Genomic DNA, 26,416 nt, shown 5'->3' with positions numbered 1-26,416 from the left:
TCTTGTCAAACTAACAGCAGCAACCCGCAGATGGATTGAAACCAGCCATGAACATCAGGCTGCATTTTGATCGATTGAGTTGAAGAAAGGAGACTTGAGCTATTATGTACAAGCGACTAAGCGCTGTTTTGTTTCCCATCGTTACCCTCTTTATGATCGGGGCATTCGTGTGGGGGTACCAGGAGAACCAGGAAAAAAACGCGATTTTGATTAAAGCGGAAAACCAGTACCAGCGGGCTTTTCACGACTTGTCCTATTATATGGACCGCCTGCATAGCGAGCTGGGCAATACGCTTGCGGTCAGTTCCACGTCCAATGCCATGCACCGCAAGGGGCTGATCAACGTGTGGAGGCTGACGAGCGAAGCCCAGAACGAAATCAACCAGCTTCCGCTGACCATGCTTCCGTTTAATAAAACGGAGGACTTCCTGTCCAGAATTTCGAACTTCTCGTATCAGACCTCGATGCGGAATTTGGACAAGGAGCCGCTGACGAAAGACGAGATCCAGAATCTGAAAACCCTCTACAAGAATTCCTCGGACATCACGAAGGATTTGCAGACCGTGCAAAGCAAGGTCATCGCGAACCGGCTGCGCTGGATGGATGTCGAAAGCGCGATGGCATCGGAGGATAAGGCGCTCGACAATACGATCATCGACGGCTTTAAAACCGTGGATAAACGGGTTGGAGCCTATCCTGAACTTAACTGGGGTCCGGCCGTATCCAGCATGTATGATAAACGCTCCGTCAAAATGCTTGCTGGCGTTCCCGTATCCAAAGAGGATATCAAGCGCAAGGCGGCCAAATTTGCTGATGCAGGCCCGCATGCTTCCATTCAGGTTACGGAAAACGGCAAGGGTACGGATTGGGAATCCTATACGGCAACCGTAAAATCGCAGAACCAGCCGGCGGTTATTTCGATGGACTTTACGAAAAAAGGCGGTCTGCTCATCAGCTACCATGACAGCCGCAAAATCGGAAAGAAATCCGTCACCATTCAGCAGGCGAAAGCGAAGGCGGATCAATTCCTGACCAAAAAAGGCTATAAAGACATGACAGCCGTGACGGCTGACCAATATGGAAATATGGGCAACCTGACCTATGTAAGCAAACAGGACGGCGTACTCGTATATCCTGAGAAAATCACGGTGCGTGTCGGGCTCGATAACGGCGAAGTCACCGGCTTCCAGGCAAGCGACTATGTATATGAACATAAAGAAGGCAAGCGGAATATTCCGAAACCGAAAATGACGATGGCGGAAGTCCGGAAGAAGATCAATCCCGAGTTCAAAGAGACCTACAGCCGTACAGCGCTGATCAAGGACGATTCGGCTAAAGAAGTGCTCTGCTACGAGCTCGGCGGTAATATCAACGGCTCAAGATACCGCATGTATATCGATGCAAACGACGGCACCGAAAGAATGGTTGAGGAACTGAAAGCCTCGGATCAGCAGGCTGCCGTAAAATAAATGACTTTTCACCCAGCTCTGAAGAAGCCCTTTGCGTAAAGAGGCTTCTTTTTTTACTTAAAAACACGCATACCTGCATCCAAAGACATGGTATAATCAGGATATGCGGTGAATACTAGAGCTGGCGGTGAACTTTTTGTATCCTAAAATAGGTGATTTATTATTTATTAGCGTCGATTCGGGAGATGAAAAAGAAGCGGTAATCCAGTACAAATCCAGAATCGCGGATATGGACGAAGACTCCTTTCTCATTGAGATTCCGATGCAGGAAGGAACAGGACACCTGAAAAGGTTATTTATCGGGGACGAGCTATCCATTTATTTTATGACTGAAGGCGGAATCAAAAATTATTTCAATTCTTATGTTTTCGGTTTCAAGGATGATGTCATTCGGATGGTGCGGATCCGCAAGCCCGAACCGGATTCCATCAGCAAGATTCAGCGCCGGAGCTTCCTGCGCGTCAACGCGGAGCTTGAAGTCGCTGTCAAAACCGATAAAATGATCCGTTTTGTTGCCCGGACCTACGATGTAGGCGGCGGCGGCCTTTCCTTCTATTGTGATGCCAATCAGCGCATTGAAGAGGAAGAAGGATTATCCTGCTGGGTCCTTGTGCCCTACAAAAACGGCAGCATTGAGCATGTCCCTTTTACCGGGGAAGTCGTGCGCATTAAAGTACTTGAGAACGGCCGCAAAATCGTCATGGTGAAATTCACCTTAATCGCGGATATGGAGCGCCAAAAATTGATCCGCTACTGCTTCGAACGACAGTTTGAATTCCGGCGCTGAGCAAGGCGTGCTTTTTTTCTTGACGTTCGATGCATAAATGATGTCATCCCGGGACACCTTATTAGGAAAAATCCGGGAGTGCATCCATGTGAATGAAAAAGAGCAAGTCAAGCACTATCTCGTTTTGTTTGAAAGGCTATGCGATCAGGCAGGCAGGCTGACCAAGGTTCTGCTCATATTTCTGATCGCAGCGTTGATCTTTTTTCAATCTGCACTGCATATCCAGCCGCTAAGAGCGTTTATATCCCCTGTGGACAAATTGGACGGGATCCCTGTAAACGAGCGGGCTGTTAAGGATTGGCAGCGCTGAAGGAACGGGTCTTTTTTGCATCACTGTCCGTTGTGTGGTATAATTTTCACGTCGCAGGCAATGCCTGCTTTTTTCTTGAGATGATCTGAAAGCATGGATATTGAATTCTGCTGAGTTCTATGGAAGCCAAGCGCAGATTCAACGGGGAAGAAACCACGCATTGGCACTAAGCCTGCTTCGAAAAATACCTCGATCACACCATTATTTATGCTTATGTTTGAGGAGGAATGCCCCTTTGGATAGGCAGGGGACAAAGAACAACTTGAAAATCAATATTGCAATTGACGGACCTGCCGGGGCAGGCAAAAGCACGATCGCACGCATGGTGGCCAAAGAGCTGTCCTACATATACGTAGACACGGGGTCCATGTACCGGGCGGTTACCTGGTATATGCTGAAGCATCATATTTCGCCTGAATTTTCTGATTTGGTGCTTCAACATGCCCAAAAGATGGTGATTCAATTAATACCGGGTGCTGACGGCCAAAAGGTGCTGGTCGACGGGCAGGATGTTTCACCTTTTATCCGATCGCAGGAAGTGAACGGCATGGTGTCCTTTTACGCTCAAATTGAAGGGCTGCGAAAGCATTTGGTAGCGCTCCAACAAGAGATGGCCGCCCGCAAAGGCGTGGTTATGGATGGACGAGACATCGGAACGACGGTTCTACCGGATGCTGAATTGAAAATATTCATGACGGCCAGCGTGAAGGAACGTGCTCTCCGCCGTTTTAAAGAGCTGAGTGATGCGCAAGGCTTGACCTTGGAACAGCTTGAGAAGGATATTGCGGAACGGGATCGCCTGGATGAAGGGCGTGAAGTTTCACCGCTTCGCTGCGCGGACGATGCCATTGTGCTCGATACGACGCATATGGATATCCCTCAGGTTGTAGAAACGATCGTTTCTTATTGCAGAACGCATACGAACTCATAAGGATGGGGAGAACGACATGATTTATGTTTTTTGCCGGGGAGTGCTGCGGATCCTCTTTGCCTTTATGTACCGTCTTGAGGCGGTAGGCACGGAGAATATTCCGGAGGAGGGCGGGGTTCTGCTTTGCTCGAATCACAAAAGTCTGCTCGACCCCATTGCTGTCGGAATCAAGGTGCGGCGGCAGGTCAAATTCATGGCCAAAGAGGAATTGTTCAAAATCCCGGTTCTCGGATGGCTGATCACGCAATTCGGCGCGTTCCCTGTCAAGAGAGGCGGAGTCAGTAAGGATTCGTTTAAAACTTCCCTTAAGATTCTGCGCGGCGGTGAAATTATGGGGATTTTCCCCGAAGGAACCCGCCATTCCGATAGCGGTGCCGCCAAAAAAGGCGCTGCGAGTTTCGCTCTCCGTAGCGGAGCTGCGGTCGTCCCTGCAGCAATCGTGGGTGATTACAAGTTTTTACGAAAAATGAGAGTTATATACGGCAAACCCATCGATTTATCCGAATTTGCCGCGATGGACTCTAGTGAAGCTGTAGAATTGGTGACGGGCAAGATCATGTCGCGGATTCACGAAATGCAGCAAACGGGAAAGCCGACACTGAATTAGACGGCTCCGTGCATGAAGGCATGCACTTATTGGAAAGATATTTATCATCATCTTTGAATGTTTTGAACTCTGCGTCAGCAGGTTTGAATAAATGGCTTTTTTGAATTGAGGAGGGTATTGACATGTCGGAAGAAACAAAGAATCAGGAAACAGAAGTGAATCAAGAGGAAATGGACCAATTCGTATCCTTGAAAAAAGGGGACACCGTGAAAGGTTCTATCGTCAAATTGGAAGACAACCAGGCTTATGTAAGCATTGGATATAAATATGACGGTGTGATTCCGATCCGTGAGCTGTCTTCTGTTCATCTGGACAACGCATCGGATGCGGTTCAGGTTGGTCAAGAAGTCGAATGCAAAGTCGTGAGCATCGACGACGAAAAAGAAAAACTCGTGCTGTCCAAACGCGCGATCGACAGTGAAAATGCATGGGAAGAGCTTGAAAAACATTTCGAAGCTCAAGACGTGCTCGAAGTTACTGTTGCTGACGTGGTAAAAGGCGGCCTCGTAGCCGATGTGGGCGTACGCGGATTTATCCCTGCATCCATGGTGGAACGTCATTTCGTAGAAGATTTCAGCGATTACAAAGGACGCACGCTGCGCGTGAAAGTCAAAGAAATCGACCGCGAAAACAACAAGGTGATTCTGTCCGCTAAAGAAGTGCTTGAAGAGGAATTCGAATCCAACAAGCAAAAAGTGATGTCCGAGCTGCAAGAAGGACAAGAACTGGAAGGAACCGTTCAACGCTTGACTCAATTCGGCGCATTTGTTGATGTGGGCGGTGTAGACGGCCTGGTTCACGTATCCGAAATGGCTTGGAACCATGTTGAAAAACCGGCTGACGTTGTTTCCGAAGGAGACAAGGTGAAGGTGAAGGTTCTGAAAGTAGATCCGGAAAAAGGCAAAATCAGCTTGAGCATCAAAGCTGCGCAGCCTGGACCATGGGATAGTGCGGCAGAGAAATTCAACACGGGTGATGTGGTTACCGGCGAAGTTAAACGCCTCGTAACTTTCGGCGCTTTCGTTGAACTTGCACCAGGCGTTGAAGGTCTTGTTCATATTTCCCAAATTTCTCATAAACACATCGGAACTCCGCAGGAAGTATTGAAGGAAGGTCAGGAAGTGCAAGTCAAAATCCTGGACATCAATACAGCGGAAAAACGTGTGAGCCTCAGCATTAAGGAGACCGAAGAAGCTCCGGCTGCAGCACCGAGACAGGAAAGACCTGCAAAGAGCAGCAGTAACCATAAGGATGAGCTTAAGGACAATCCAAACGTATCTCTGAGCAACCAAGGCCTCAGCATTACGCTTGGCGAACGTTTTGGAGACAAACTCAGCAAATTCAAATGATTTGCGTCGTCTCTTGAAATGAACATCGGCGAACCCTGTATAGGGCTCGCCGATTTTTTTGTATCATATTCCTTTCCCGGCAGGAGAAGGATTACGTAAAAGCGCAGAAAGAACTGGCATTCAGGCGCATGGAATCTTTATTGTTCGGGAAAATAGGATTAATGTGAGCTTGATCATATGAAACGTTAGCCAAAATAAGCGTTTTTTGCTATGATGATAAGCGGAAGTATTGACAGGAGGAGTGAATATGGCAAGACCCGTAGTAGCTATCGTTGGCAGGCCTAACGTTGGTAAATCGACCATTTTCAATCGCTTGATTGGAGATAGGCTGGCCATCGTGGAAGATAAACCGGGAATTACCCGGGACCGGATTTATGGGGTGTCGGAGTGGAACGGCAAACCGTTCAGTGTAATTGATACGGGCGGTATTGAAATTGACGGGGACGATGTCATTTTGAAATCCATTCGTATGCAGGCGGAGCTTGCGATCGAGGAAGCGGATGTCATCGTGTTTATGTGTGACGCCAAAAGTGGCTTGACGCAATCTGACGAGGAAGTGGCTCAGATCCTGTTCCGTTCCGGAAAGCCTATCGTGCTCGCCGTGAACAAGGTGGACAACCTTAGCCGCCATGATGAAATTTATGAATTTTACAGCCTGGGATTCGGTGATCCGATTCCGATTTCCGGCAGCCATGGCACGGGCATCGGCGATTTGCTGGACGCAATCGTTGAAATCCTGCCGGAGCTGAATGATGATGAATATGATGAAGACGTGATCAAGGTCGCGTTGATCGGAAGACCGAATGTAGGCAAGTCATCGCTCGTCAATGCGATACTCGGCGAAGAGCGGGTTATTGTCAGCGATATCGCGGGCACCACCCGGGATGCGATCGATACGCCGTTTGAAAAAGATGGACAGCGTTATGTGCTTATCGATACAGCGGGTATGCGCAAGCGCGGCAAAGTGTACGAAACCACGGAAAAATACAGCGTCATGCGCGCAATGCGCGCGATTGAACGTGCGGATGTGGTATTGATCGTCATCAATGGCGAAGAAGGCATTATCGACCAAGACAAGCATATCGCCGGATATGCCTACGAGGCGGGCAAGGCTTCCATTTTCGTTGTGAATAAATGGGATATTGTTGATAAAGATGATAAAACGATGCATCAGTTTGAAACGAAGATTCGTGACCATTTTCTGTTCATGACCTATGCGCCTATCGTTTTCCTGTCCGCCAAAACGAAATCCCGTCTGCACAAGCTGCTTCCAGTAGTTCAGCATGCGGCCGAGCAGCATAATTTGCGGGTTCAGACCCATCTTCTGAATGATGTCGTGTCCGATGCGGTTGCGCTTAATCCGCCGCCTACGGATAAAGGAAGACGCATGCGGATCAACTATGTGACCCAGGTGGCGGTTAAGCCTCCGACCATCGTTGTGTTTGTGAATGATCCTGAACTGATGCACTTCTCCTATGAGCGTTATCTGGAGAATAAAATCCGCGGGGCGTTCGATTTCGAAGGAACACCGATCCGTATCTTTACTCGGCGCAAATCGGATGAAAGTTAGGGGAGAATAGATTGATTCTACAGATCATAGCAATTGTCCTGAGTTATCTGCTCGGCTCGATCAGCTTCAGCGTCGTGCTGGCGAAACTGCTGAAAGGCATTGATATTCGCCAACACGGCAGCGGTAACGCGGGAGCCACCAACACACTGCGTATTTTGGGCAAAGGACCGGCCATCGCCGTCCTTCTGCTCGATGTTCTGAAAGGGATTGCTGCCGTTTGGCTGGGAAAGTGGCTTGGAGACGGAAACGGCTGGGTTACCGCGTTGTGCGGCATTGCCGCCATCATCGGCCATAACTGGCCTGTCTATTTTCACTTTCGCGGTGGGAAAGGCATTGCTACCACGATCGGCGTCATGGCCACCATGTGCTTTTTTCCGGCTTTATGGGCCGGCATCATTGCCATTTTGCTGATTGTGATCACGCGTTATGTATCGCTGGGGTCGCTTATTTTCGTGGCATTGACCCCGATTTCTCTGCTCATCTATGGTTTGATCTTTGGTTTTGACTGGCCGATTTTTTGGTCCAGCCTCGTTATCTGTTTGTTTGCCTTCTGGAGACATCGCAGCAATATTGTGAAAATTGTTCAAGGTCGGGAAAACAAAATAGGCTCCGGAGGATCCAAAGGGGGAAAGGGAATTGTCAAATAAAGTAGCTGTGCTTGTTGCCGGGAGCTGGGGAACCGCTCTGGCAAGCGTCCTTGCGGCCAATCATCCGGATGTCACGATCTGGAGCCGCAACAGCGAGCAAGTGCAAGAAATCAACGAAAAGCATATGAACAGCCGCTATTTGCCTGATGTGGAGCTGCCTGTGAACTTGAAAGCGACCACCGACATGGAAGAAGCGGTGACAGGCGCGACAGCGGTTCTGATCGTGGCTCCTTCCAAGGCGATGCGCGAGGTGGCGCGTTCCCTCAAAACCTTGTGGAAGCCGGATATGTTGTGTATACACGCGACCAAAGGTTTTGAAACTGAATCCATGAAACGCATGTCGACGGTCATTGCGGAAGAGCTCGGATGCCCGGAAGGGGACATCGTGGTTCTCTCGGGACCAAGCCATGCAGAGGAAGTGGTGCGACGCTGTCCTACGACGGTCGTCGTTGCTTCGCTGAATCAAGCGGCTGCTATAGCAGCGCAGGATCTGTTCATGAACGCGGATTTCCGCGTGTATACAAACCGGGATATGCTCGGCGTGGAGCTTGCTGGGGCGCTCAAGAACATCATCGCTTTGGGTGCGGGCATGTCGGATGGCCTCGGATACGGAGATAACGCCAAAGCTGCGCTGCTTACACGCGGCCTTGCCGAAATCACCCGGATCGGCGTCGAAATGGGCGCTAATCCGCTGACGTTCGCAGGGCTTGCGGGTGTCGGTGACCTTGTTGTGACGGCTACCAGCCGACACAGCCGCAATTGGCGCGCAGGCTCGATGCTGGGACAGGGTATGAAGCTGGATGACGTGCTGAGCTCAATGGGCATGGTCGTGGAAGGTATCCGCACCACCAAGGCAGCTCACACGATATCGGAGAAATACGGTGTTCAGATGCCGATTGCCGACCAGCTGTATCATGTGCTTTTTGAAGACAAAGACCCTCGGATCGCTGTAGAAGCCTTAATGGGACGCGATCCCAAGACGGAAATGGAGTCCATGAAAATCGAAACTTGGGAACAGTGGCACAGCTGATCCTTTTCACCTTTCGGGGCCAATCCTCATATATATAAGTTGAGGACTGCCGGAGGAGGGGAGAAGATGAGCAAAAATATTTCCAAAGACGTGCTGAATGTTGTCAACAAGAAATCAGGTAAGCACATCTCGGAAAGTGCCGTTAAGAAGCTTGCCAGTACCGTGAAACCTTCTACGATGCAAAATGAGACCCAGCTCCGCCAACTGATCAAGCAGGTGTCCGCGATGGCCAACGTTCCTGTCAGCGAAGATACCATTCAAGATATCGTTAACGCGGTTAAAAAGAGTGGCATGAATCCGCAGAATATGGAATCGCTGATGAAACTGATGATGAAGAAATAATTCAAGGATACTTCAAGCGTAAAGGGCAATAAGTCGACGAAGCCTCTCGGCTTCCGAGACTTTATGCTCTTTTTTTAGGGGTAAGAAAGTGGACAAGTTTCATGCTATAATACGCTTATACATCGAAAAGAATGGAGAATCAGAGCCTATGGATCCGATGACTAAAATGTGGGTATCCCTGATTGCCATGCTGGTAATGGGGTTATCCGTGTTTTTAATTACATTTGCCCGTACCAAAACAACCGGAGTTCTCCGTGGAACGCTGTCCTTTGTAGCATTCATCATAATGGTGGTCGGATTTCTCGGGGGAATGGCGGCATTGATGTGATGAACCGTTTCCGAATGCTATTTGGCAAGAAAAAGACGATGCAGGACGCTGCCCAAGCAGACAAAACCGCGCATCATGAAGCCACGATGCAGTTGAAGGGCAGAACCATCGAGAAGACGGTCATTCCGGAGCCCGGTAAGACCATTCTTCAACATGCAAAGGATCACGAGATTGACTGGCAGCACATGTGCAAACGCGGCACCTGCGCACGCTGTCGTTGCCAGGTGCTGGAGGGGGCCGAGTATCTCGAAGAGCCGACCGAAGCGGAGCATAAGCGGCTGGACCCGGAGGAGTTTGACGAGGGCTTCCGTCTGGGCTGCCAAACCGTCGTGAAAGCTCCAGGGAAAATCGTGGCACAGAACAAAACCTATTTCTAAACGGGTGGAGAGAACGGGAGAGTGAGCCATGCAGATCACATCCGAATTACAGCAAGCGCTGCTGCAGATGTCTGTGCGGCTTCGCGAAGCCGGTACATGCTGGCTGATCGGCGGCAGCTGCGGACTTTTGCTCCAGAATGTGCATCTGGAAGCAATGCCAAGAGACATCGATGTTTATACAGATCAGATACATACGGCCAAGCTTCATCAGCTGCTTTCTGACCGATCAACGGACCGGCCGGCGGTAAGCGAAACGGATACCTATTATTCCGTCCTCAGCCACTATGATCTACACGGCTATGCCGTTGAATTGGTGGGCGGATTCAAGGTGCGTTCGCAAGGTAGTTTATACGAAGTCAGGGTGGACAGACAGCTCCTTCCGCATGCCGTGGAGATCGAGTTGGAATCGGTGCGTCTTCCGTTGATGCCTCTTGGGCATGAGCTTGTGTTTAACATTCTCCGGAAGCGGGCTGATCGTTATGAAGCGATCGGAAGCACGATGAGAAAGAATCTGCCTGCCCATGTGTTTCTTTTACAGCAAATCTGTAATGACAACAGCCTTTCGGAAGAGCATATCCGGCAAATAGAAAGCTTGCTGGGCTGGCAATTCGCCAAGGATCATAACGGCTCTTGCTAAGTCATAGAGCGAGAGGAGCCGCGTAAGGATGAACCATGAAATCACATTTAAGCCTTCCGGCAAGAAGGCCACGGTCAGCCGGGGCACATCGGTGCTGGCTGCTGCACAGCGTGCCGGCGTATATATTCCCACCCGCTGCGGCGGTAAGATGGGATGCCTTATGTGCAAGATCCAGGTGGACGAGACGGCAGCCAAGCATCTGTCGCATGCCGCCGAATCCGAACAACGCAAGCTAGGATCGCTTGTCGAACAAGGCTATAGACTGGCATGCCAGGCTAAAATCGAAGGTACAGTGACCGTAACCGTGCCTGAAGACAAGCTGAAGGCGGCTATCCGCAGACAGCTGGAGGCTGCACGCCAAGAGCGTGAGGATGAGCTGTGGTAGGCCACAGCGTAGCGCCTTTGGCGACGTACCTAAACCTAAAATATAAATCAGTGGATATAAAGGATGATCAAAGTGACTCAGGCTCGATTTGACAGACGTTCCGGTGTCTTCCGGAAAGCTGCCGCAGCGGTCATGGTTGTGCTGCTTGCGGTCAGTTTGACCGGCTGCCTGTATCCGGACGAGAAGAAGAATGAAAACAGGGTATCCTACCGCGAGAGCGTGAAACGGATTCAATCCGCGCTGGATGACTTCCAAAAAGATCAGGGCATCCTTCCGATGATCAACGCGGATGAGGACACGCCGAAATATGAGAAATTCCGCATTAATCTGGATCAGTTGCAAAAAGGCGGCTATATTGATGAAATACCGGCTACAGCTTTCGAAAAGGGAGGCAGTGCCTATTTCCTTATCCAAAATGAGGAGACGGATCCGACGGTTAAGGTCATGGATCTGATTACCGTCCAAAAGGTAAATGACGTTCAGCGCGCGGTGAACCAATATAAGAGCGCCCATGGCGGGAAACTGCCCGCAGGCGAAGAACTGTACCCGGGGATATACCTGGTGGATCCCGCACTTGCCAATACCAAATCTATCGTCCTCAAAAGCGTCTATTCCGGACAGGACATGAATTTTATGATGGATGAAGCGGGCGTCGTGTATGTGGATTACGCCTTTGACATCATGCAGTTGATCGATAAAGAAGGCCTCAAGCCTTCCAAAGATGAAGATTTGCGAGAAGAACTCGTCAAGTCATCGGACTATGTGCCTGTGAAGTCGCTCGCATATCGCTGGTCCGGCGACTCGCCTGTAGCTGTGAAGCCTTGAAGCCTAGGAACTGCCGATAAGCAGCCGATTAGCTTAAGAATAAGCCAGAAAGCCTTTCACTGGAAGCGCGTTGCCGCTTCTAGGGAGGGCTTTCTTTTTTGGGCAATAGCATGATTCAAATTGCTATACATAGAAGAGCATCTTCTTGCATATATCTGAGAGGGATGACGAGGCCGGGAAAGGTTAGGATTCCTAGGAATCGTCAAAGTAACGGTGATTCTTCACAGGAACCGCTTTGGGTCCATCGATTGCAGGTTGTGAGATTTTGCAAAATACCCGTCATATTGCATTTGATAGGTACATAATATGATACTAGTCCAAATGCCTAAAGCGAGTATCGCCGCTTTGCCGTTTCCAATCCGATTCTGACCCCGGCGGCGGACTACTGACGACATTGTATGGCGCAAATCCGTTGCAATGGCTCGAGGCTCCAGATGGAACACGAAGCGGATGCTCTTAAGCATTTTTCCTTCGGAGTAAATGAGGAGGGGATCTCTTTTGGAAAAAGTGGACATTTTTAAGGACATTGCCGAACGCACCGGCGGGGATATTTACCTGGGTGTCGTCGGCGCCGTCCGAACAGGCAAATCAACGTTCATCAAGCGGTTCATGGAAACCATTGTGCTTCCGAATATCGCTAGCGAAGCTGACCGGGCCAGAGCCGTGGATGAACTGCCGCAGAGTGCTGCCGGCAAAACGATTATGACAACCGAGCCCAAATTTGTACCGAACAACGCAGTGCAAATTAAGGTGGCTGAAGGATTGGACGTCAATGTGCGCCTGGTTGACTGCGTAGGCTACGCAGTGGAAGGTGCGAAAGGCTACGAGGATGAAAACGGTCCCCGTATGATCTCCACCCCATGGTTTGAGGAGCCGATCCCATTCCAGGAAGCAGCCGAAATCGGAACACGAAAAGTCATTCAGGAACATTCCACGCTTGGCGTGGTGGTGACGACAGACGGTTCTATCGCGGAAATTCCTCGCAGCTCCTACGTCGAGGCGGAAGAACGTGTCATTGCCGAATTGAAGGAAGTCGGCAAGCCGTTCGTACTCGTGATCAACTCGACGCGTCCACGCAGTGAGGAAGCGCTTCAGCTCCGGAGCGAGCTCGCTGAAAAGTATGACATTCCGGTCATGTCTCTCAGCGCTGCGACGATGACGGAAGAGGATGTCACAGGCGTACTGCGCGAGGTTCTGTACGAATTCCCTGTGCATGAAGTCAATGTGAATCTGCCAAGCTGGGTCATGGTGCTGAATGAGAAGCACTGGCTGCGCAGCAACTATGAAAACTCCGTTCGCGATACGGTGAAGGATATCCGGCGCCTGCGCGACGTTGACCGCGTCGTCTCGCAATTCATGGACTATGAATTCATCAACCGCGCTGCGCTCAGCGGCATGAACATGGGTCAGGGGGTTGCCGAGATTGATCTCTTCGCACCTGACGAACTGTACGATCAAATCCTGATGGAAGTGGTCGGCGTAGAAATCCGCGGTAAAGATCATCTGCTGCAGCTGATGCAGGAATTCTCCCACGCCAAGCGCGAGTACGACCGTTTCGCAGAAGCGCTTGAGATGGTCAAGACGACCGGCTATGGCATCGCGGCACCATCACTAGCCGAAATGTCGCTTGATGAGCCGGAGCTCATCCGTCAGGGCACGCGCTTCGGCGTCAGACTGAAAGCCACAGCGCCTTCCATCCATATGATCCGGGTGGATGTCGAATCCGAATTCTCCCCGATCATCGGCACGGAAAAGCAGAGCGAGGAGCTTGTCCGCTACCTGATTCAGGATTTTGAGAACGATCCGATCAAGATTTGGGATTCAGACATTTTCGGACGGTCCTTGCATTCCATCGTAAGAGAGGGCATCCAAGGGAAAATTGCTATGATGCCGGATAACGCCAGATATAAACTGCAGGAAACGCTCGGCAGAATCATCAATGAAGGTTCTGGCGGACTGATAGCCATCATTTTATAGAACGGCCAGAGAAAACCGCAGGAGCGCATGCTCCAAGCGGTTTTCTTGCGTATTCTGGGATACCTGTAGCTAGAGTTCAAGTGGTGACGCAGCCCGTAATTAAGGATAGATGAAAGAGTCCCCAGATGGTGTGAGAATGGCTTGAAAACGGGTGCTGGCGCTTGGATTTTAAAGCCATTTCCATGCATTTAAAAGGTGCGATCGCTTAAAACTCTTGAAATTCTAGTTGCACTGTATTACTATAAGTTTGTCCGCGCCTGCGGCTGTACTGGCTTTATGGCGATTCTATCTGTAAAAAAAGCAGATGAACGTATATTTTGCGGCAAAACGGAAAGAGTGAGTAACAACCGATTCAACTATTGGGGAGGTGAAATAGAAATGAATAAATCCGAACTGATTTCCCAAGTTTCCGAGACGGCTGAATTGTCCAAGAAGGATGCAACGAAAGCGGTTGACGCCGTATTCGAATCCATTGCGCAAGCTCTGCAAAACGGAGACAAAGTCCAACTCGTAGGATTTGGCAACTTTGAAGTTCGCGAACGTTCTGCACGCAAAGGACGCAACCCGCAAACAGGTGAAGAAATCGAAATCCCTTCGAGCAAAATTCCTGCTTTCAAACCAGGCAAAGCGCTCAAAGACGGAATTAAATAAGATTTCTACATATTCCATATGTAAGCAAGAACAAGACCGTGATGAATCTTCAACTTGCACTGTCCAGTCGGGCAGCCCACTTTGAAGATACCTGCAAGTCTTTTCGGATCAAACCGGATGGATCTGCAGGCTGCTCACGGCCTTTTCTTTTCTACTGCGATATGTCCTCCTGGTCCGTATAAGCGATAAGTACGACAGGCTCGCCTGCCGCGCTGCTCATCTGCAGCTCGAATTCACGAAGCTTGGATAACGCTTCTTCATCCAGCTGTGCCGGTTCGTAGTTCATCTTTTTAAACACTCCTTTTTAAAGATCATACGGTGTCAGTGTACCCATAAATGCATTAGAATTATGTCCGGAGGAAATCCTCTCCGGCTCGATGGAAGGAGGAGACAGCATGGATCAATCCAACAACACGGACTACATTGTCGTTAAAGCTAAGGAAAACGGCGTGCAGGTCATCGGCTTGACGCGGGGACATGACACGAAATTCCACCATACGGAAAAGCTCGATAAAGGCGAAGTTCTTATCGCGCAGTTTACGGATCATACATCCGCCATGAAAATACGCGGCAAAGCGGAAGTTCAAACCAAGCACGGCATCATCGAAAGTGAAAGCTAGAAGGCAGGCATAGCCTGCTTTTTTTCACATATTAGCATTTAAAGTTTCCGGGGCCATGCAAAGTACATGGATGGATACAGAGCTGGCCCCACTTTGTGGGGTTATTTTCGTTGGCTATGAGGTATGGACTCCTGTGATGGAGATTAAACTATAGGATACCAACAAGCGAGGGAGGTCACCCCTGGATGAACCGCTTTTTCCTGCCCGGTGCCGCATTCTTCATCACGATGGGAACGGTACTCCTGCTCTCACCATTCGATAGACCCCAAAACTTGATATCCGTTTCTAAACCGGCCATTCCCGTTTCTTATCAGAAGCCGGGATGGGAGCTGACAAGTGGCAATATTGTAGACGCCCTTCATTCGCTGCCTCTGACCCTGCCGATCCGAAGAGTGGAGTGGACGGAACCTTCCATGTCGATCGATCTTACGGTATCCGGCCCCGAAATCAAGCGCTCCATCTTGTATCAGAACATCGCAGACATCCTTACCTTCAGCTTTTCCAGCACCATAAACGTAAACCAGGTGAAGCTCCGTTTATTGGCCGAGGACAAATGGCTTGGAACGACAAAGCATTTATTGCTTGCACTGGATGCCAAGCGGGAGGATTGGGATGCCGGTCTTCGATCCGAGCTGATGCGGTTAGGAGAATCGCCTCTGCCTGATCCCATCAAGCTGCGGTTGCATGTCATCGAAACAATGTTATGGAAAAATCATTTCGTTACCGGACAAAATGGGTAATGATATTTATTCCGAAAAAGAAGAAGCACCCGTGCGTGGCGAAAAAACATGTGATATAATAGAAAAGATTGTGAACAAAAGCTCTTGTTCGTGAAAATGAAAGTGATTTGAGAAAGAAATAGGCTCGGAGGCTGACGATGAAACCGTACCGCGTACCCCAACTAGCAAAGAAATATGTCGAATACGACATGATACAAAAACATACGGAGCTGCCGCCTTTTCCTGACGCCCGTGTTCATCTGTTATATATTTTTTTGAACCAGGGAACCAGCAACCAGACCGAACACAGCGAGCTATACTCGTTGGTCACTTCCCTCGTGCAAGTAGGTATAGATACGCATGAAACGATTGACACGCAGGAGGGGAAGCCGATAGAAGGCTTTATGCGCTCCCGTCAGCTGAAGGTTCTCGCAGGAGATTATTTCAGCAGCCGCTTTTATCAGCTCCTGTCCCAGAAAGGGCAAATCGAAGCCGTATCTCGTCTCAGCCAGGCGATATGCGACGTGAACGTGCTTAAAATGAATCTGTACGGCAAGATGAAGAGCCTGTTATTGTCAGCGGAAGAATATTTGCGGCAAACGGTGCAGCTGAATATGCAGCTGTTTCTTTCGTTTACTCCCCTGATTGAGGAATCTGTGCGTGAATTGTGGAATTCCTTGCTTCATAACGTCAGCGAGTGCGAAACCGTGGTGAGAGAGATGCAGCGCAGCAGCAATGAATCGTTCCTATACAGCTATGCATACTGGCATATTCTTGATGTCGCGAGCGAAGAAGACAAGCAGGCGCTTAAGGAACATAAAATCGACAACAAAGACTGGAAGAAGCTGATGCTCAAATACAAAGCGGGAGAACATCTGGCCGAGAAGCTGCGCCAGGCCGTAGGTGGCGTTCAAACCGTCTTGAAGAGCGTCAAGGGCGACGGACTCTTCCGTGATATCGGGCAAGTGCTGGAACCTTTTCAGCGGCAGCTTCTTGCTTCAGGATCAGCGGTCGGAGAAGGGTAGGGAATCGCTATGAATACGAACACTTCGGGGACGCCATCCCATACGGAAGAGCAATACGATCATGTTCAGTCCGTATTTCAAAGCATTGCATCCAAATACGATATCATGAATGATATTTTGAGCTTCCGCAGACACAAGGCATGGCGCAAGTTCACGATGCGAAAAATGGCCATGAAAAAAGGGGACACAGCCCTGGATCTGTGCTGCGGAACATGCGATTGGACGCTGAGCATGGCCGAAGCAAGCGGGACCGGCACCATTACCGGACTTGATTTCAGCTCGAACATGCTGAAGGTCGGCGAAAAAAAGATCCGCGAGAAGCACAGGGAGAACCAGATTCAATTGATCGAAGGCAACGCCATGGAGCTGCCGTTTGAAGATAATCAATTCGATTATGTGACCATCGGCTTCGGACTGCGGAACGTGCCTGACTTGGAAAAGGTTCTTCATGAAATGAGACGCGTCGTTAAACCGGGCGGGATGGTTGTTTGTCTGGAGCTGTCCAAGCCGACCTGGCAGCCGTTCAAAGGCATTTATTATTTTTATTTTCAAAAAATACTGCCAAACCTTGGCAAGCTTTTTGCGAAGAGATATGAGCAGTACAAATGGCTGCCCGATTCGTTGGCCCTCTTTCCGGGAAGGGAGGAGCTGGCAGCGATTTTCCGGAGCGTCGGACTAGAGCATGTCGAGGCCTATCCCCTGACTGGCGGCATCGCGGCATTACATATTGGGATTAAGGAGAATCGGGATGTTTAAGAAAATCGGCGTGTTTTTGGAAATGATCAAGATCGAGCATACCTTGTTTGCCCTTCCGTTTGCTTTCATGGGGGCGATCCTGGGTTCTGTCGTCATGAACGGCCACTTGCCCTCCTGGGCACAGATCGGCTGGATTCTGATGGCGATGTTCGGCGCAAGGAGCGCGGCGTTCGGCCTGAACCGGATGATCGACCAGGTCATTGATAAAAAGAATCCGCGTACCGCCGGACGTGCCATTCCGGCAGGTCTGCTCAAAAATACGGAAGTCATCGTGTTTACGATCATTTCATTTGTTTTATTATTCTGGGCGGCTTACGAGCTTTCGTCGCTCGCATTGAAGCTGCTGCCTGTAGCGGTCTTTATGCTCGTATTTTATTCTTACACCAAACGTTTTACATGGCTTTGTCATCTGGTGCTCGGACTGACGTTAGGCCTGGCGCCGCTCGGAGGCTGGGTCGCAGTGACGGGCAGCATGGATTGGACCGCAGTGCTGCTGTATGTAACGGTGGCGTTCTGGACCGCAGGCTTCGACGTCATTTATGCCATTCAAGACATGGAGTTCGACCAAAAAGAAGGACTATACTCCATTCCAGCACGGTTCGGACTTCATAAATCTCTTTTGATCGCCCGGTATTTCCATGTAGTGACCGCTGTTGGCTTTGTCTTTCTTTTCTTCGTGACAGAGCTTAGCTGGTGGTATTTCGCAGGCATGGTGATCTCCTATATCATCTTGTTCTATGAACACTATATTTTGTCTCCGAAAGACATGAGCAAGCTGCAAACCTCGTTCTTTACGATGAACAGCGTTCTCAGTATCGCGGTATTTGTCTTTACGCTGATTGATCTGGTGGTGCAATACCATTGATGCGTAGGGAAGGCGAGAAGCGGGGCTGGGTGGTCGGCGTTACGGGGGCAAGCGGATCCATATATGGCGTCCGCTTGATCGAAGTGCTGCTGCAACAAGGCTATACGGTTCATATGGTAGTATCCAATGCCGGCTGGAGGGTGCTTAGTGAAGAGCTCGGATGGAGCGTCGGCAAAAGGGAGCAGGTGCTGAACGAAAAGTTCGGCATGCTTCCAGGCCAACTGCACTACCATCCGATTGCGGACATTGGCGCGACGATTGCGAGCGGGTCGTTTCAGGTCGAGGGAATGGTGATCGCTCCATGCTCCATGGGCACGCTTTCCGCTGTGGCGCACGGCAGCTCGGACAATCTGATGACCAGGGCCGCGGATGTGATGCTGAAGGAAGGCCGCACGCTCGTTCTCGTACCTCGCGAGACGCCGCTGCACGCCATTCATCTCGAAAATATGCTGAAGCTCGCCAGGCTGGGCGTTCGGATCATCCCGGCAATGCCGGCTTTTTATTTTCATCCGAAGACGATTGATGATCTGGTCGATTTTCAAGTAGGGAAAATTTTGGACAGCCTGCGCGTTGAACATGATCTGTTTACCCGATGGGATGGCGGCCAGGCTGCTGCCCGTATGACTAAAGAGGAATGAGTGTTTTCTTGATATGTGATTTATGGGATTGAAATATGCTATGATTTGACTAATACTGCTACTGCAAGACTCGAATTCGGCTTGTGAAAAGGGAATGCGGATTCAGAATACGCTGACACGGGTGAAGGAATGAAAAGACTAGACATATTCGGCTTACTGAAAAAAGACATGAATTATATTGAAGATGAGCTCTTTCGGAGCATCGAGGGCGAGCATAAGCTGCTGAACGAGACGTCCATGCATTTGCTGAAGGCGGGGGGAAAGCGCCTGCGACCGGTATTTGTGCTCATGGGCGGCAAATTCGGCAATTATGACTTGGAAAAGCTGAAGCATGTGGCCGTTCCTTTGGAGCTGATCCATATGGCTTCGCTGGTCCATGACGATGTCATCGACGATGCGGATACCCGCCGCGGGGAACTGACGGTCAAGTCGAAGTGGGACAACCGCATCGCGATGTACACGGGTGATTATATTTATGCCCGCGCCTTGATGCTCACTGCGCATCTGGAGAATCCACTGATCCACCAGGTGCTTTCCAAAGCGATGGTCGAAATGTCCATCGGTGAAATGGAACAGATCCGTGATTTCTTTAATACGGAGCAAAGCGTGCGCCGTTATCTTCTGCGTATCCGCCGGAAAACCGCTCTTCTGATCGCCATCAGCTGCCAGCTTGGCGCAGTAGCTTCCGAAGCCGATCGCAAAACCGTTAACCTGTTGTACCGGTATGGCTATAACATTGGCATGGCGTTTCAGATCCAGGATGACCTGCTCGATCTGTGCGGCACCGAAAAGCAGATCGGTAAACCGCCTGGCAGCGATATCAGACAGGGTAACATTACGATTCCCGTCATTTACGCATTGCAGGACGAAGAATTGCGGGGACCGCTGCTGCGTGAAATCAGCTATATCCGCGAACGCAACGGGGAATGCGATGTCTCGGGCGCCATTCGAATCATTAAGGAAAGCAAAGGCATCGCCCAGGCGGAGGAGCTGGCTGACCGCTACTTTAAAAAAGCATTTGATGCGCTGGAACGGCTGCCGGACAATCGGGCGAAGAAAAACCTCAGGGATATCGCGAACTTTGTTGCGAAGCGTTCCTATTAGGGATCGATTTCGGTCCGGTACATAATGGCAGTCTGTTATAACAGAAGAAAACTTTTACCAAACCAAACCTTGTGACTTGAAACAAAACAGGAGAGTGAGTTTATATGGAACGAACTTTTTTAATGGTCAAGCCGGATGGCGTTCAGCGCGGACTAATCGGCCGCATTGTTGCAAGACTGGAGGACAAAGGATTCAAAATGGTTGCCGGCAAGCTTGTTCAAGTATCGCTGGAGCAGGCGCAGCGTCATTATGCTGAGCATGAAGGGAAAAATTTTTACGATAACCTGGTGCGCTTCATTACATCCGGCCCCGTTTTCGCCATGGTTTGGGAAGGCGACGATATTATTGCCCTGACGCGGATTCTCATGGGGAAAACCAATGTAACCGAGGCTCTGCCTGGCACGATTCGCGGCGATTATGCCTCGCATACCCCACATAATCTGATTCATGGCTCCGACTCACCAGAGAGCAGCGCACGCGAAATCGCGAATTTTTTCGAGGCGCATGAACTGGTGAACTACGACAAGAGCATTTCGCTGTGGACGTAATCCATCCGTTGACTTCCACCGGCGGCGCTTCTGCCGGAGAGCACTCGCCGGATCCGGACTATATAGCATTTATTCATCAAATTAAGCAGAGTACCGGCATCGATTTGTCGGAATACAAAGAAGCCCAGATGAAGCGGCGGCTTACCACGCTCCGCGTCAAAAACGGCTATCACACCTTCGCTGCCTTCTATGAAGCCATTTCGAAGGATAAAAACCTGTTTTATGAATTCCTGGACCGAATGACGATCAATGTCTCGGAATTCTGGCGTAATCCGAACCGCTGGGAAGTGCTTCGGGATATCATTCTGCCGGAGCTTTCGACCGCCGGAAGACGCAAGCTCAAGGTATGGAGCGCCGCCTGCTCTACGGGCGAAGAGCCTTATACCCTTGCGATGATATTGGACGGAAAAGGACTGCTCGCTGACACGTCTCTGGTGGCGACCGACATCGATGAAGGGGCACTGGCTAAAGCGAAGCAGGGCTTGTATTTGGAGCGATCCTTGAAGGATGTGCCTAAGGATGTGGCCGCCCGCTATTTTTCACAGGAAGGCCCATGGTTCAAATTCAGCGAACAGCTGAAAAAAAACGTACAGTTCCGCAAGCAGAATCTGCTGCTTGACCGCTTCGAGGCGGAGCATGATTTGATCGTCTGCCGCAATGTCATGATTTATTTTACGGAAGAGGCCAAAAACAAGCTCTATCACAAATTTGCGGAAGCGCTTAGACCCGGCGGTTATTTGTTTGTCGGCAGCACGGAGCAAATTTTCACGCCGGGACAATATGGGCTTGAACCGACCGAAACCTTTTTTTACAGAAAAAAATCCTGACTTGCCAGATCCGAGGTATAATTGCGGCTGTCCTATACGATACTATGGCTAACACACACTTGAATGACATGTGGAGGTCAGCAAGCCATGGATAAGCGCGAGGTGATCACGGCATACCGCCGGGGTTTTATCACAATACAGGAATGCGGACAAATCCTGGGCATCGAGGACATTCGGCTCAGCCGGTTGGTCCAGGATTCGGTGGAGAGCTTGAAGGAAGAAGAGCAGCTTCCGGAGCGGTTTCCCGTGAACAGCAGCAGTGCGGAATAAGACGTCATCCCCGGTTTTGAAGGGAATGGCGTCTTTTTTGCTTTTTGAGCATTCCTTGTCAAAGCAGGTGAGCTATACTATAATGAGCAAAGATATCTTCGGATTTTAGCCAATTACCGTTTAACAGTTTAAAGGGGGAAAGCAGCACATGAGTATACGTTATCTAACAGCCGGGGAGACGCATGGTCCCCAGCTTACTGCTATTATTGAAGGATTGCCGAGCAATCTTACCATTGATTTTGAGGCATTGAATTTTCAGCTCCAGCGCCGCCAAAAGGGGCATGGCCGCGGACGCCGGATGCAAATCGAGAAGGACACGGCCCGAATCGTCGGCGGGGTACGCCATGGAGTTACAACTGGTGCACCGGTAGCGATCGTTGTAGAAAATAAAGACTGGGCCAGTTGGAGCCAGATCATGAACGTCGAGCCGATTGAAGGCAATGACGAGGAAAAACGCCGCGTGCATCGTCCCCGCCCGGGACATGCCGATCTGAACGGCGGACTGAAATATAATCTGAAAGACCTGCGCAATGTACTGGAGCGCTCCAGCGCCAGGGAAACGGCCGTACGTGTTGCTTGCGGCGCGATCGCACGTCAGTTCCTTGCAGCGTTCGGCGTGAAAATCGGGGGACAAGTGATCCGGATCGGGGAAATCGAAGCACCTGCCAATCAGCTGTCGGTTGATGAGCTGAACGAACGGACGGAAGCTTCATCCGTACGCGTGGTTGATCCTGAAACAGAACAGAAGATGGAAGCCTATATTGATCAAATCAAAAAAGAAGGCGACTCTGTCGGCGGGGTGGTCGAATGCGTGGTCGAAGGACTGCCGGTCGGACTTGGAAGCTACGTGCAGTATGACCGCAAGCTTGACGGGCGCATTGCTCAAGCCGTAATGTCCATTAACGCCTTCAAGGGCGTCGAGATCGGCATCGGATTTGAAGCCGGCGTTCTTCGCGGATCCCAGGTACATGATGAAATTATTCATGAGGATGGCCGTGGATACTATCGTGCAAGCAATCGTCTGGGCGGTTTCGAAGGCGGTATGACCAACGGTATGCCTGTGGTTGTCCGCGGTGTCATGAAGCCGATCCCGACGCTCTATAAGCCGCTTAGAAGCGTAGATATTGACACGAAGGAACCATTTACGGCTCAGGTGGAACGTTCTGACGCATGTGCCGTGCCTGCGGCGAGTGTCGTGATGGAACATGTAGTGGCGTGGGAGATCGCCAAGGCGTTCCTTGAAAAATTCGGCGGGGACTCCATGGATGAAATACGCGCCAACTATAACAACTACATGGCTCAAGTGGAGACATACTAATGATGAGAACCGTACATGTGGAATTGGGAGAACGTTCGTATCCGATCTACATCGGTTCCGGCCTTCTGCCGCAGGCTGCGGCTTATCTGATAAAGCATGGATTATCCGCCAAAAGTCCGCATTTGATCGTAACGGACGAAAAGGTTGCTTCATATCACCTTGAAACGCTCCAAACGTCGTTGGAGAAAGCCGGCTTCCGTCTGGTCGTATCCATCGTGAAGTCCGGTGAAGGCTCCAAATCGCTGTCTGTATATGAAGAGGTCATGACTTCCGCGATCCAGGGAGGCCTGGACCGCAATTCTTCCGTCATCGCACTTGGGGGAGGGGTGGTTGGCGACTTGGCGGGATTCGTCGCCGCTACATATATGCGCGGCATTTCGTTCATTCAAATGCCGACAACCATTCTGGCGCATGACAGCAGTGTGGGCGGCAAGGTGGCCGTCAATCATCCGCTTGCCAAAAACATGATCGGCGCGTTCCATCAGCCCGAATTCGTGCTGTATGATCTTGACACGCTTACGACGCTCCCGCCACGCGAAGTGTCGGCAGGGCTTGCGGAAATGGTCAAGCACGGCTTGATCAAGGACAAAACGTTTGCTTATTGGTGCAAAGACCATGCGGCGGAACTGCTTGCGCTTGATCTGGATGCTCTCGGATACGGTTTGGAACGCGGGGTGGCCATCAAAGCAGAAGTCATATCCCAGGACGAGCGGGAAGGCGGCTTGCGCGCCATCCTCAATCTCGGCCACACGATCGGGCATGCGATCGAAGCCGTTGGAGGCTATGGCGAGTTCCTGCACGGCGAAGCCATTTCGATTGGCATGGCGGGCTCCGCTCTTCTCGCGGAGGCTCTGGGACGGGGGGGCGGCATATATGCGGAAACCACGGCCATGCTGACGGCGTTGAATCTTCCGGTCGTGCTGCCTCCCCACCTGAACGAGGATGAGCTGATGGCTGCCATGATGCATGACAAGAAATTCAAGGAAGGCACGATGGTTTTCGTGGTGCCGGATTCGATCGGCTCCGTCAGCATCGTGAAGGATATTCCGCAGACTCTAGTCAGAGATATATTGAAACAGCTGAGAAAAGGAGGAGAGGTCCATGTATAACAGAGGTATTCGCGGCGCGACGACGGTTCTTCATAACGATGAACGGGAAATATTGGATGAGACCGTTCTATTGATGCGTGAGATCGTGGAGCGCAACCAGGTGAATCCGGAAGATATATGTAGCGTGTGGATTACGCTGACCCAGGATCTGGACGCTGCTTTTCCGGCCAAGGCGATCCGGCAGCTTGATGGATGGGAGCTGGTGCCTTTAATGTGCTCCGTCGAAGTTCCCGTGAAGGGAAGCCTGCCGCGCTGCATCCGGTTAATGGTACAGGTCAACACGGAAAAGAGCCAGAGCGAAATCAAGCATGTATATATGAATGAAGCGAAGAAGCTGCGTCCGGATCTTGCCGCACCCAGTGCGTAAATTCAGAAAAAGCGTGCTTGCCAGGACAAGGGATCATCATGTATAGTGTAAGTTACATAGAATGACAGAAGCATGAATTGGCGGCTGTGCATTCTTATGAGGATTGAACCGGGATGGAGATCTTGGTTAATCCGATAGCTGAGTAGAGTTTAGATGAGCTGAGTTGAGTATAGAAGAGCTGAGTCCATATGCATATATGCAATGAATGGAACGTCTGGCCAAGACGGTCTCCGTTGACCCGTGCTAATTTCTCCTCCCTGTGAAGGATTCAGGGTGAAGTGCAGCGGGTTTCGAAGCGGAGCAACCTACTTGCGACAGATGACTCTTATCATATACTTAATGAACGTCCAAACCTCTACTTCGGTAGAGGTTTTTTTGTTGCCATGAAACAGAACGGCAACAGCCCAACACCATGACGCGGAAAAGGAATGTAAACTGCGAATTTGAAACTAAAGGAGGGAACGTCAATGATGAATCCGGGTGTGGAGCAAGTCCTGAAGCTGTCCCGAGATTATAATCTGATTCCGGTCGCGAAACGTCTGCTGGCAGATATGGAAACCCCGATACGCATTTTTCAGCGTTATGCTGAACGTGATTGCGCATTTTTGCTTGAGAGTGTAGAGGGTGGCAGCCGATGGGCGCGCTACTCCTTCATCGGGACCGATCCCTTCATGATGATCTACGGCAAAAAGGGCGAGATCGTACTTGAGCGCAAGGGCGCCAAGGAAATCATGGAGGGGAAGCCGGTTGAAGAGCTGAAGGCGCTGCTCCGCAGCTACCGCAGCCCGAAAATGGAGGAGCTTCCCCCGTTTACCGGCGGAGCGATCGGGTTCTTCGGATACGACCTGCTGCAATACTACGAGAAGCTTCCGGCCCATGCCGTGGACGATCTCGATATGGACGACATCCGCTTCATGTTCTGCGATACGGTGATCGTGTTCGATCACGTAAAGCAGCAGATCCTGCTCGTCGGCAATATTCATGTGAAAGACGGTGACACGGATGCGGATATCCGCAGAAGCTACATGGAGATCGACAACAAGCTTGCCCGAATTGCCGATCAGCTTCAAATGCAGGGACCGCGTGAGAATGTGAACGGCCGGACGATTCCTTCGGATATCGATCTTGGGGATATCAAATCCAATATGTCCAAAGAGCAGTACATGGCAAACGTGGAGCGGGCACAGGAATATATCCGTTCCGGCGATATTTTTCAGGTCGTGCTGTCCCAGCGGTTTCACATTGATACAGAGGTATCTCCGCTGCATGTGTACCGCGTACTGCGGACATTGAATCCGTCACCTTACATGTACTACCTCAAAATGCATGAAGAAATCATCGTCGGCACCTCCCCGGAAGCGCTGGTCAAGGTCGACGGGGATCAAGTGGAGACTCGCCCGATTGCAGGCACTCGCCCGCGGGGCAAGGATGAAGTGGAAGACAATCAGCTGGCAGAAGAGCTGCTGAAGGATGAAAAAGAACGTGCGGAGCATTTGATGCTCGTCGATCTGGGGCGCAACGACCTGGGACGCGTATCCAAGTTCGGCACGGTGAAATGCGACATGTTCATGGAAATCGAGCGGTATTCGCATGTCATGCATATGGTGTCGAACGTGTCGGGAACGCTTCGGGACGACAAGGATTTCTTTGACGCCTTCCTGTCCTGCTTGCCTGCAGGGACCGTCTCCGGCGCACCCAAGCTGAGAGCAATGGAAATTATCGCGGAACTGGAGCGTGAAGCCAGGGGAGCCTACGCAGGCGCAATTGGATATTTAGGCTTCAACTCCAATATGGATGCCTGCATCACGATCCGCACGATTATTTTCCGGAAGGGAAAGGCTTATGTCCAGGCCGGAGCCGGAATCGTGTGGGATTCCGTACCGGAGAAGGAATATGAGGAAACGGTGAACAAGGCCAAAGCGCTTTTGAAATCGATCCGCACGGCGGAAGCCATGTTCCCTCCACCGGCCAAAGCGGAGAACGAACAGTTGAATCAGGATTATTTTTACGAATATACGCCATAAACAA

Annotated in this window: 32 protein-coding genes; 31 read left to right on the top strand and 1 reads right to left on the bottom strand. The window is 50.6% G+C overall.

Annotated elements, in window-relative coordinates:
- Positions 1–104: 104 nt before the first annotated feature.
- The 17 genes from ypeB (at position 105) to hbs (ending at position 14,222) form a co-directional block, all read left to right on the top strand.
- Positions 105–1,469 (top strand): germination protein YpeB, encoded by a 1,365-nt coding sequence (ypeB, locus tag PCH05_RS13100; protein WP_127602845.1) that lies wholly within the window; start codon positions 105–107, stop codon positions 1,467–1,469.
- A 136-nt stretch (positions 1,470–1,605) separates the two neighbouring features.
- Positions 1,606–2,256, top strand: coding sequence for a flagellar brake protein (locus PCH05_RS13095; RefSeq protein WP_127602844.1), 651 nt, complete (start codon positions 1,606–1,608; stop codon positions 2,254–2,256).
- An 88-nt stretch (positions 2,257–2,344) separates the two neighbouring features.
- Positions 2,345–2,566, top strand: coding sequence for a hypothetical protein (locus PCH05_RS13090; protein ID WP_127602843.1), 222 nt, complete (start codon positions 2,345–2,347; stop codon positions 2,564–2,566).
- A 235-nt stretch (positions 2,567–2,801) separates the two neighbouring features.
- Positions 2,802–3,497 (top strand): (d)CMP kinase, encoded by a 696-nt coding sequence (gene cmk / locus PCH05_RS13085; RefSeq protein WP_127602842.1) that lies wholly within the window; start codon positions 2,802–2,804, stop codon positions 3,495–3,497.
- 16 nt (positions 3,498–3,513) lie between these two features.
- The gene (locus tag PCH05_RS13080; RefSeq protein ID WP_127602841.1) at positions 3,514–4,104 is read left to right on the top strand and encodes a lysophospholipid acyltransferase family protein; all 591 of its coding nucleotides are present in this window, start codon (positions 3,514–3,516) and stop codon (positions 4,102–4,104) included.
- A 122-nt stretch (positions 4,105–4,226) separates the two neighbouring features.
- A complete protein-coding gene (gene rpsA, locus PCH05_RS13075) occupies positions 4,227–5,453 on the top strand; it encodes a 30S ribosomal protein S1 (protein ID WP_127602840.1) in 1,227 nt (408 codons plus the stop codon).
- A 247-nt stretch (positions 5,454–5,700) separates the two neighbouring features.
- Positions 5,701–7,023, top strand: coding sequence for a ribosome biogenesis GTPase Der (der, locus tag PCH05_RS13070; RefSeq protein ID WP_127602839.1), 1,323 nt, complete (start codon positions 5,701–5,703; stop codon positions 7,021–7,023).
- A gap of 11 nt (positions 7,024–7,034) precedes the next feature.
- Positions 7,035–7,670 (top strand): glycerol-3-phosphate 1-O-acyltransferase PlsY, encoded by a 636-nt coding sequence (gene plsY, locus PCH05_RS13065; protein WP_127602838.1) that lies wholly within the window; start codon positions 7,035–7,037, stop codon positions 7,668–7,670.
- Positions 7,660–8,700: an NAD(P)H-dependent glycerol-3-phosphate dehydrogenase gene (locus PCH05_RS13060; protein ID WP_127602837.1), complete on the top strand. Its 1,041-nt coding sequence runs from the start codon at positions 7,660–7,662 to the stop codon at positions 8,698–8,700. The genes plsY and PCH05_RS13060 overlap by 11 nt, the downstream gene beginning before the upstream one ends.
- 66 nt (positions 8,701–8,766) lie before the next feature.
- Positions 8,767–9,042, top strand: coding sequence for a stage VI sporulation protein F (locus PCH05_RS13055; protein ID WP_127602836.1), 276 nt, complete (start codon positions 8,767–8,769; stop codon positions 9,040–9,042).
- A gap of 148 nt (positions 9,043–9,190) precedes the next feature.
- Positions 9,191–9,370, top strand: coding sequence for a DUF2768 family protein (locus PCH05_RS13050; protein ID WP_127602835.1), 180 nt, complete (start codon positions 9,191–9,193; stop codon positions 9,368–9,370).
- Positions 9,370–9,747: a 2Fe-2S iron-sulfur cluster-binding protein gene (locus PCH05_RS13045; RefSeq protein ID WP_307719536.1), complete on the top strand. Its 378-nt coding sequence runs from the start codon at positions 9,370–9,372 to the stop codon at positions 9,745–9,747. The genes PCH05_RS13050 and PCH05_RS13045 overlap by 1 nt, the downstream gene beginning before the upstream one ends.
- A gap of 28 nt (positions 9,748–9,775) precedes the next feature.
- Positions 9,776–10,384: a nucleotidyltransferase domain-containing protein gene (locus PCH05_RS13040; RefSeq protein ID WP_127602834.1), complete on the top strand. Its 609-nt coding sequence runs from the start codon at positions 9,776–9,778 to the stop codon at positions 10,382–10,384.
- A 28-nt stretch (positions 10,385–10,412) separates the two neighbouring features.
- On the top strand, positions 10,413–10,769 hold the full coding sequence (locus tag PCH05_RS13035; protein ID WP_127602833.1) for a 2Fe-2S iron-sulfur cluster-binding protein: 357 nt from the start codon (positions 10,413–10,415) through the stop codon (positions 10,767–10,769).
- A 72-nt stretch (positions 10,770–10,841) separates the two neighbouring features.
- On the top strand, positions 10,842–11,594 hold the full coding sequence (locus tag PCH05_RS13030; RefSeq protein WP_246049537.1) for a YphF family lipoprotein: 753 nt from the start codon (positions 10,842–10,844) through the stop codon (positions 11,592–11,594).
- Between the two features lie 498 nt (positions 11,595–12,092).
- Entirely contained in the window at positions 12,093–13,571 is a 1,479-nt protein-coding gene (spoIVA, locus tag PCH05_RS13025; protein ID WP_127602831.1) for a stage IV sporulation protein A, read from the top strand.
- Positions 13,572–13,949: 378 nt separating this feature from the next.
- Positions 13,950–14,222, top strand: coding sequence for a non-specific DNA-binding protein Hbs (gene hbs / locus PCH05_RS13020; protein WP_127602830.1), 273 nt, complete (start codon positions 13,950–13,952; stop codon positions 14,220–14,222).
- Between the two features lie 151 nt (positions 14,223–14,373).
- Here hbs and PCH05_RS27910 read toward each other — a convergent pair whose 3' ends face one another.
- A complete protein-coding gene (locus tag PCH05_RS27910) occupies positions 14,374–14,508 on the bottom strand; it encodes a hypothetical protein (protein ID WP_281278764.1) in 135 nt (44 codons plus the stop codon).
- Positions 14,509–14,617: 109 nt separating this feature from the next.
- Between PCH05_RS27910 and mtrB the strand changes: the two genes are divergently transcribed.
- The 14 genes from mtrB to trpE all read left to right on the top strand — a co-directional run bounded on the left by mtrB (position 14,618) and on the right by trpE (position 26,412).
- Positions 14,618–14,842 carry a trp RNA-binding attenuation protein MtrB gene (mtrB, locus tag PCH05_RS13015; RefSeq protein WP_127602829.1) on the top strand — a complete coding sequence of 75 codons (225 nt, stop codon included), beginning with the start codon at positions 14,618–14,620 and terminating at the stop codon, positions 14,840–14,842.
- Between the two features lie 185 nt (positions 14,843–15,027).
- A complete protein-coding gene (locus PCH05_RS13010; protein ID WP_127602828.1) occupies positions 15,028–15,582 on the top strand; it encodes a hypothetical protein in 555 nt (184 codons plus the stop codon).
- A gap of 188 nt (positions 15,583–15,770) precedes the next feature.
- Positions 15,771–16,586: a heptaprenyl diphosphate synthase component 1 gene (locus tag PCH05_RS13005; protein ID WP_246049535.1), complete on the top strand. Its 816-nt coding sequence runs from the start codon at positions 15,771–15,773 to the stop codon at positions 16,584–16,586.
- Between the two features lie 9 nt (positions 16,587–16,595).
- Positions 16,596–17,342: a demethylmenaquinone methyltransferase gene (locus PCH05_RS13000; RefSeq protein WP_127602826.1), complete on the top strand. Its 747-nt coding sequence runs from the start codon at positions 16,596–16,598 to the stop codon at positions 17,340–17,342.
- A complete protein-coding gene (locus tag PCH05_RS12995; protein WP_127602825.1) occupies positions 17,335–18,207 on the top strand; it encodes a UbiA-like polyprenyltransferase in 873 nt (290 codons plus the stop codon). The genes PCH05_RS13000 and PCH05_RS12995 overlap by 8 nt, the downstream gene beginning before the upstream one ends.
- The gene (locus PCH05_RS12990; RefSeq protein WP_127602875.1) at positions 18,207–18,845 is read left to right on the top strand and encodes a UbiX family flavin prenyltransferase; all 639 of its coding nucleotides are present in this window, start codon (positions 18,207–18,209) and stop codon (positions 18,843–18,845) included. The genes PCH05_RS12995 and PCH05_RS12990 overlap by 1 nt, the downstream gene beginning before the upstream one ends.
- A 129-nt stretch (positions 18,846–18,974) precedes the next feature.
- Positions 18,975–19,949 carry a polyprenyl synthetase family protein gene (locus tag PCH05_RS12985; RefSeq protein ID WP_127602824.1) on the top strand — a complete coding sequence of 325 codons (975 nt, stop codon included), beginning with the start codon at positions 18,975–18,977 and terminating at the stop codon, positions 19,947–19,949.
- A 104-nt stretch (positions 19,950–20,053) separates the two neighbouring features.
- Positions 20,054–20,497 (top strand): nucleoside-diphosphate kinase, encoded by a 444-nt coding sequence (ndk, locus tag PCH05_RS12980; RefSeq protein WP_127602823.1) that lies wholly within the window; start codon positions 20,054–20,056, stop codon positions 20,495–20,497.
- Complete coding sequence (locus PCH05_RS12975; RefSeq protein WP_281278763.1) at positions 20,488–21,324, top strand: CheR family methyltransferase; 837 nt, start codon at positions 20,488–20,490, stop codon at positions 21,322–21,324. Before ndk ends, PCH05_RS12975 begins: the two co-directional genes overlap by 10 nt.
- Before the next feature lie 87 nt (positions 21,325–21,411).
- Positions 21,412–21,594, top strand: a complete 183-nt coding sequence (locus PCH05_RS12970) for a hypothetical protein (RefSeq protein ID WP_127602822.1) — start codon at positions 21,412–21,414, stop codon at positions 21,592–21,594.
- A 148-nt stretch (positions 21,595–21,742) separates the two neighbouring features.
- Positions 21,743–22,912: a chorismate synthase gene (gene aroC / locus PCH05_RS12965; RefSeq protein ID WP_127602821.1), complete on the top strand. Its 1,170-nt coding sequence runs from the start codon at positions 21,743–21,745 to the stop codon at positions 22,910–22,912.
- 2 nt (positions 22,913–22,914) lie between these two features.
- Positions 22,915–24,021, top strand: a complete 1,107-nt coding sequence (gene aroB / locus PCH05_RS12960) for a 3-dehydroquinate synthase (protein WP_127602820.1) — start codon at positions 22,915–22,917, stop codon at positions 24,019–24,021.
- On the top strand, positions 24,014–24,388 hold the full coding sequence (gene aroH, locus PCH05_RS12955) for a chorismate mutase (protein WP_127602819.1): 375 nt from the start codon (positions 24,014–24,016) through the stop codon (positions 24,386–24,388). The genes aroB and aroH overlap by 8 nt, the downstream gene beginning before the upstream one ends.
- Before the next feature lie 467 nt (positions 24,389–24,855).
- Complete coding sequence (gene trpE, locus PCH05_RS12950; protein ID WP_127602818.1) at positions 24,856–26,412, top strand: anthranilate synthase component I; 1,557 nt, start codon at positions 24,856–24,858, stop codon at positions 26,410–26,412.
- Positions 26,413–26,416: the final 4 nt, after the last annotated feature.

It is taken from the genome of Paenibacillus chibensis, from assembly GCF_004001045.1.
Taxonomy (GTDB): domain Bacteria; phylum Bacillota; class Bacilli; order Paenibacillales; family Paenibacillaceae; genus Paenibacillus_AQ; species Paenibacillus_AQ chibensis.
Note: the sequence above shows the minus strand (reverse complement) of the source record. Positions and strands in the feature narration are given on the sequence as shown.

Bases quoted from the DNA above. Each gene is read 5' to 3' on its own strand.
- ypeB (WP_127602845.1), top strand. From the start codon at position 105: ATGTACAAGCGACTAAGCGCTGTTTTGTTTCCCATCGTTACCCTCTTT.
- PCH05_RS13080 (WP_127602841.1), top strand. From the start codon at position 3,514: ATGATTTATGTTTTTTGCCGGGGAGTGCTGCGGATCCTCTTTGCCTTT.
- rpsA (WP_127602840.1), top strand. From the start codon at position 4,227: ATGTCGGAAGAAACAAAGAATCAGGAAACAGAAGTGAATCAAGAGGAA.
- der (WP_127602839.1), top strand. From the start codon at position 5,701: ATGGCAAGACCCGTAGTAGCTATCGTTGGCAGGCCTAACGTTGGTAAA.
- PCH05_RS13055 (WP_127602836.1), top strand. From the start codon at position 8,767: ATGAGCAAAAATATTTCCAAAGACGTGCTGAATGTTGTCAACAAGAAA.
- PCH05_RS13050 (WP_127602835.1), top strand. From the start codon at position 9,191: ATGGATCCGATGACTAAAATGTGGGTATCCCTGATTGCCATGCTGGTA.
- PCH05_RS13045 (WP_307719536.1), top strand. From the start codon at position 9,370: ATGAACCGTTTCCGAATGCTATTTGGCAAGAAAAAGACGATGCAGGAC.
- PCH05_RS13040 (WP_127602834.1), top strand. From the start codon at position 9,776: ATGCAGATCACATCCGAATTACAGCAAGCGCTGCTGCAGATGTCTGTG.
- PCH05_RS13035 (WP_127602833.1), top strand. From the start codon at position 10,413: ATGAACCATGAAATCACATTTAAGCCTTCCGGCAAGAAGGCCACGGTC.
- hbs (WP_127602830.1), top strand. From the start codon at position 13,950: ATGAATAAATCCGAACTGATTTCCCAAGTTTCCGAGACGGCTGAATTG.
- PCH05_RS27910 (WP_281278764.1), bottom strand. From the start codon at position 14,508: ATGAACTACGAACCGGCACAGCTGGATGAAGAAGCGTTATCCAAGCTT.
- mtrB (WP_127602829.1), top strand. From the start codon at position 14,618: ATGGATCAATCCAACAACACGGACTACATTGTCGTTAAAGCTAAGGAA.
- PCH05_RS13010 (WP_127602828.1), top strand. From the start codon at position 15,028: ATGAACCGCTTTTTCCTGCCCGGTGCCGCATTCTTCATCACGATGGGA.
- PCH05_RS13005 (WP_246049535.1), top strand. From the start codon at position 15,771: ATGATACAAAAACATACGGAGCTGCCGCCTTTTCCTGACGCCCGTGTT.
- PCH05_RS13000 (WP_127602826.1), top strand. From the start codon at position 16,596: ATGAATACGAACACTTCGGGGACGCCATCCCATACGGAAGAGCAATAC.
- PCH05_RS12995 (WP_127602825.1), top strand. From the start codon at position 17,335: ATGTTTAAGAAAATCGGCGTGTTTTTGGAAATGATCAAGATCGAGCAT.
- PCH05_RS12990 (WP_127602875.1), top strand. From the start codon at position 18,207: ATGCGTAGGGAAGGCGAGAAGCGGGGCTGGGTGGTCGGCGTTACGGGG.
- PCH05_RS12985 (WP_127602824.1), top strand. From the start codon at position 18,975: ATGAAAAGACTAGACATATTCGGCTTACTGAAAAAAGACATGAATTAT.
- ndk (WP_127602823.1), top strand. From the start codon at position 20,054: ATGGAACGAACTTTTTTAATGGTCAAGCCGGATGGCGTTCAGCGCGGA.
- PCH05_RS12970 (WP_127602822.1), top strand. From the start codon at position 21,412: ATGGATAAGCGCGAGGTGATCACGGCATACCGCCGGGGTTTTATCACA.
- aroC (WP_127602821.1), top strand. From the start codon at position 21,743: ATGAGTATACGTTATCTAACAGCCGGGGAGACGCATGGTCCCCAGCTT.
- aroB (WP_127602820.1), top strand. From the start codon at position 22,915: ATGAGAACCGTACATGTGGAATTGGGAGAACGTTCGTATCCGATCTAC.
- aroH (WP_127602819.1), top strand. From the start codon at position 24,014: ATGTATAACAGAGGTATTCGCGGCGCGACGACGGTTCTTCATAACGAT.
- trpE (WP_127602818.1), top strand. From the start codon at position 24,856: ATGATGAATCCGGGTGTGGAGCAAGTCCTGAAGCTGTCCCGAGATTAT.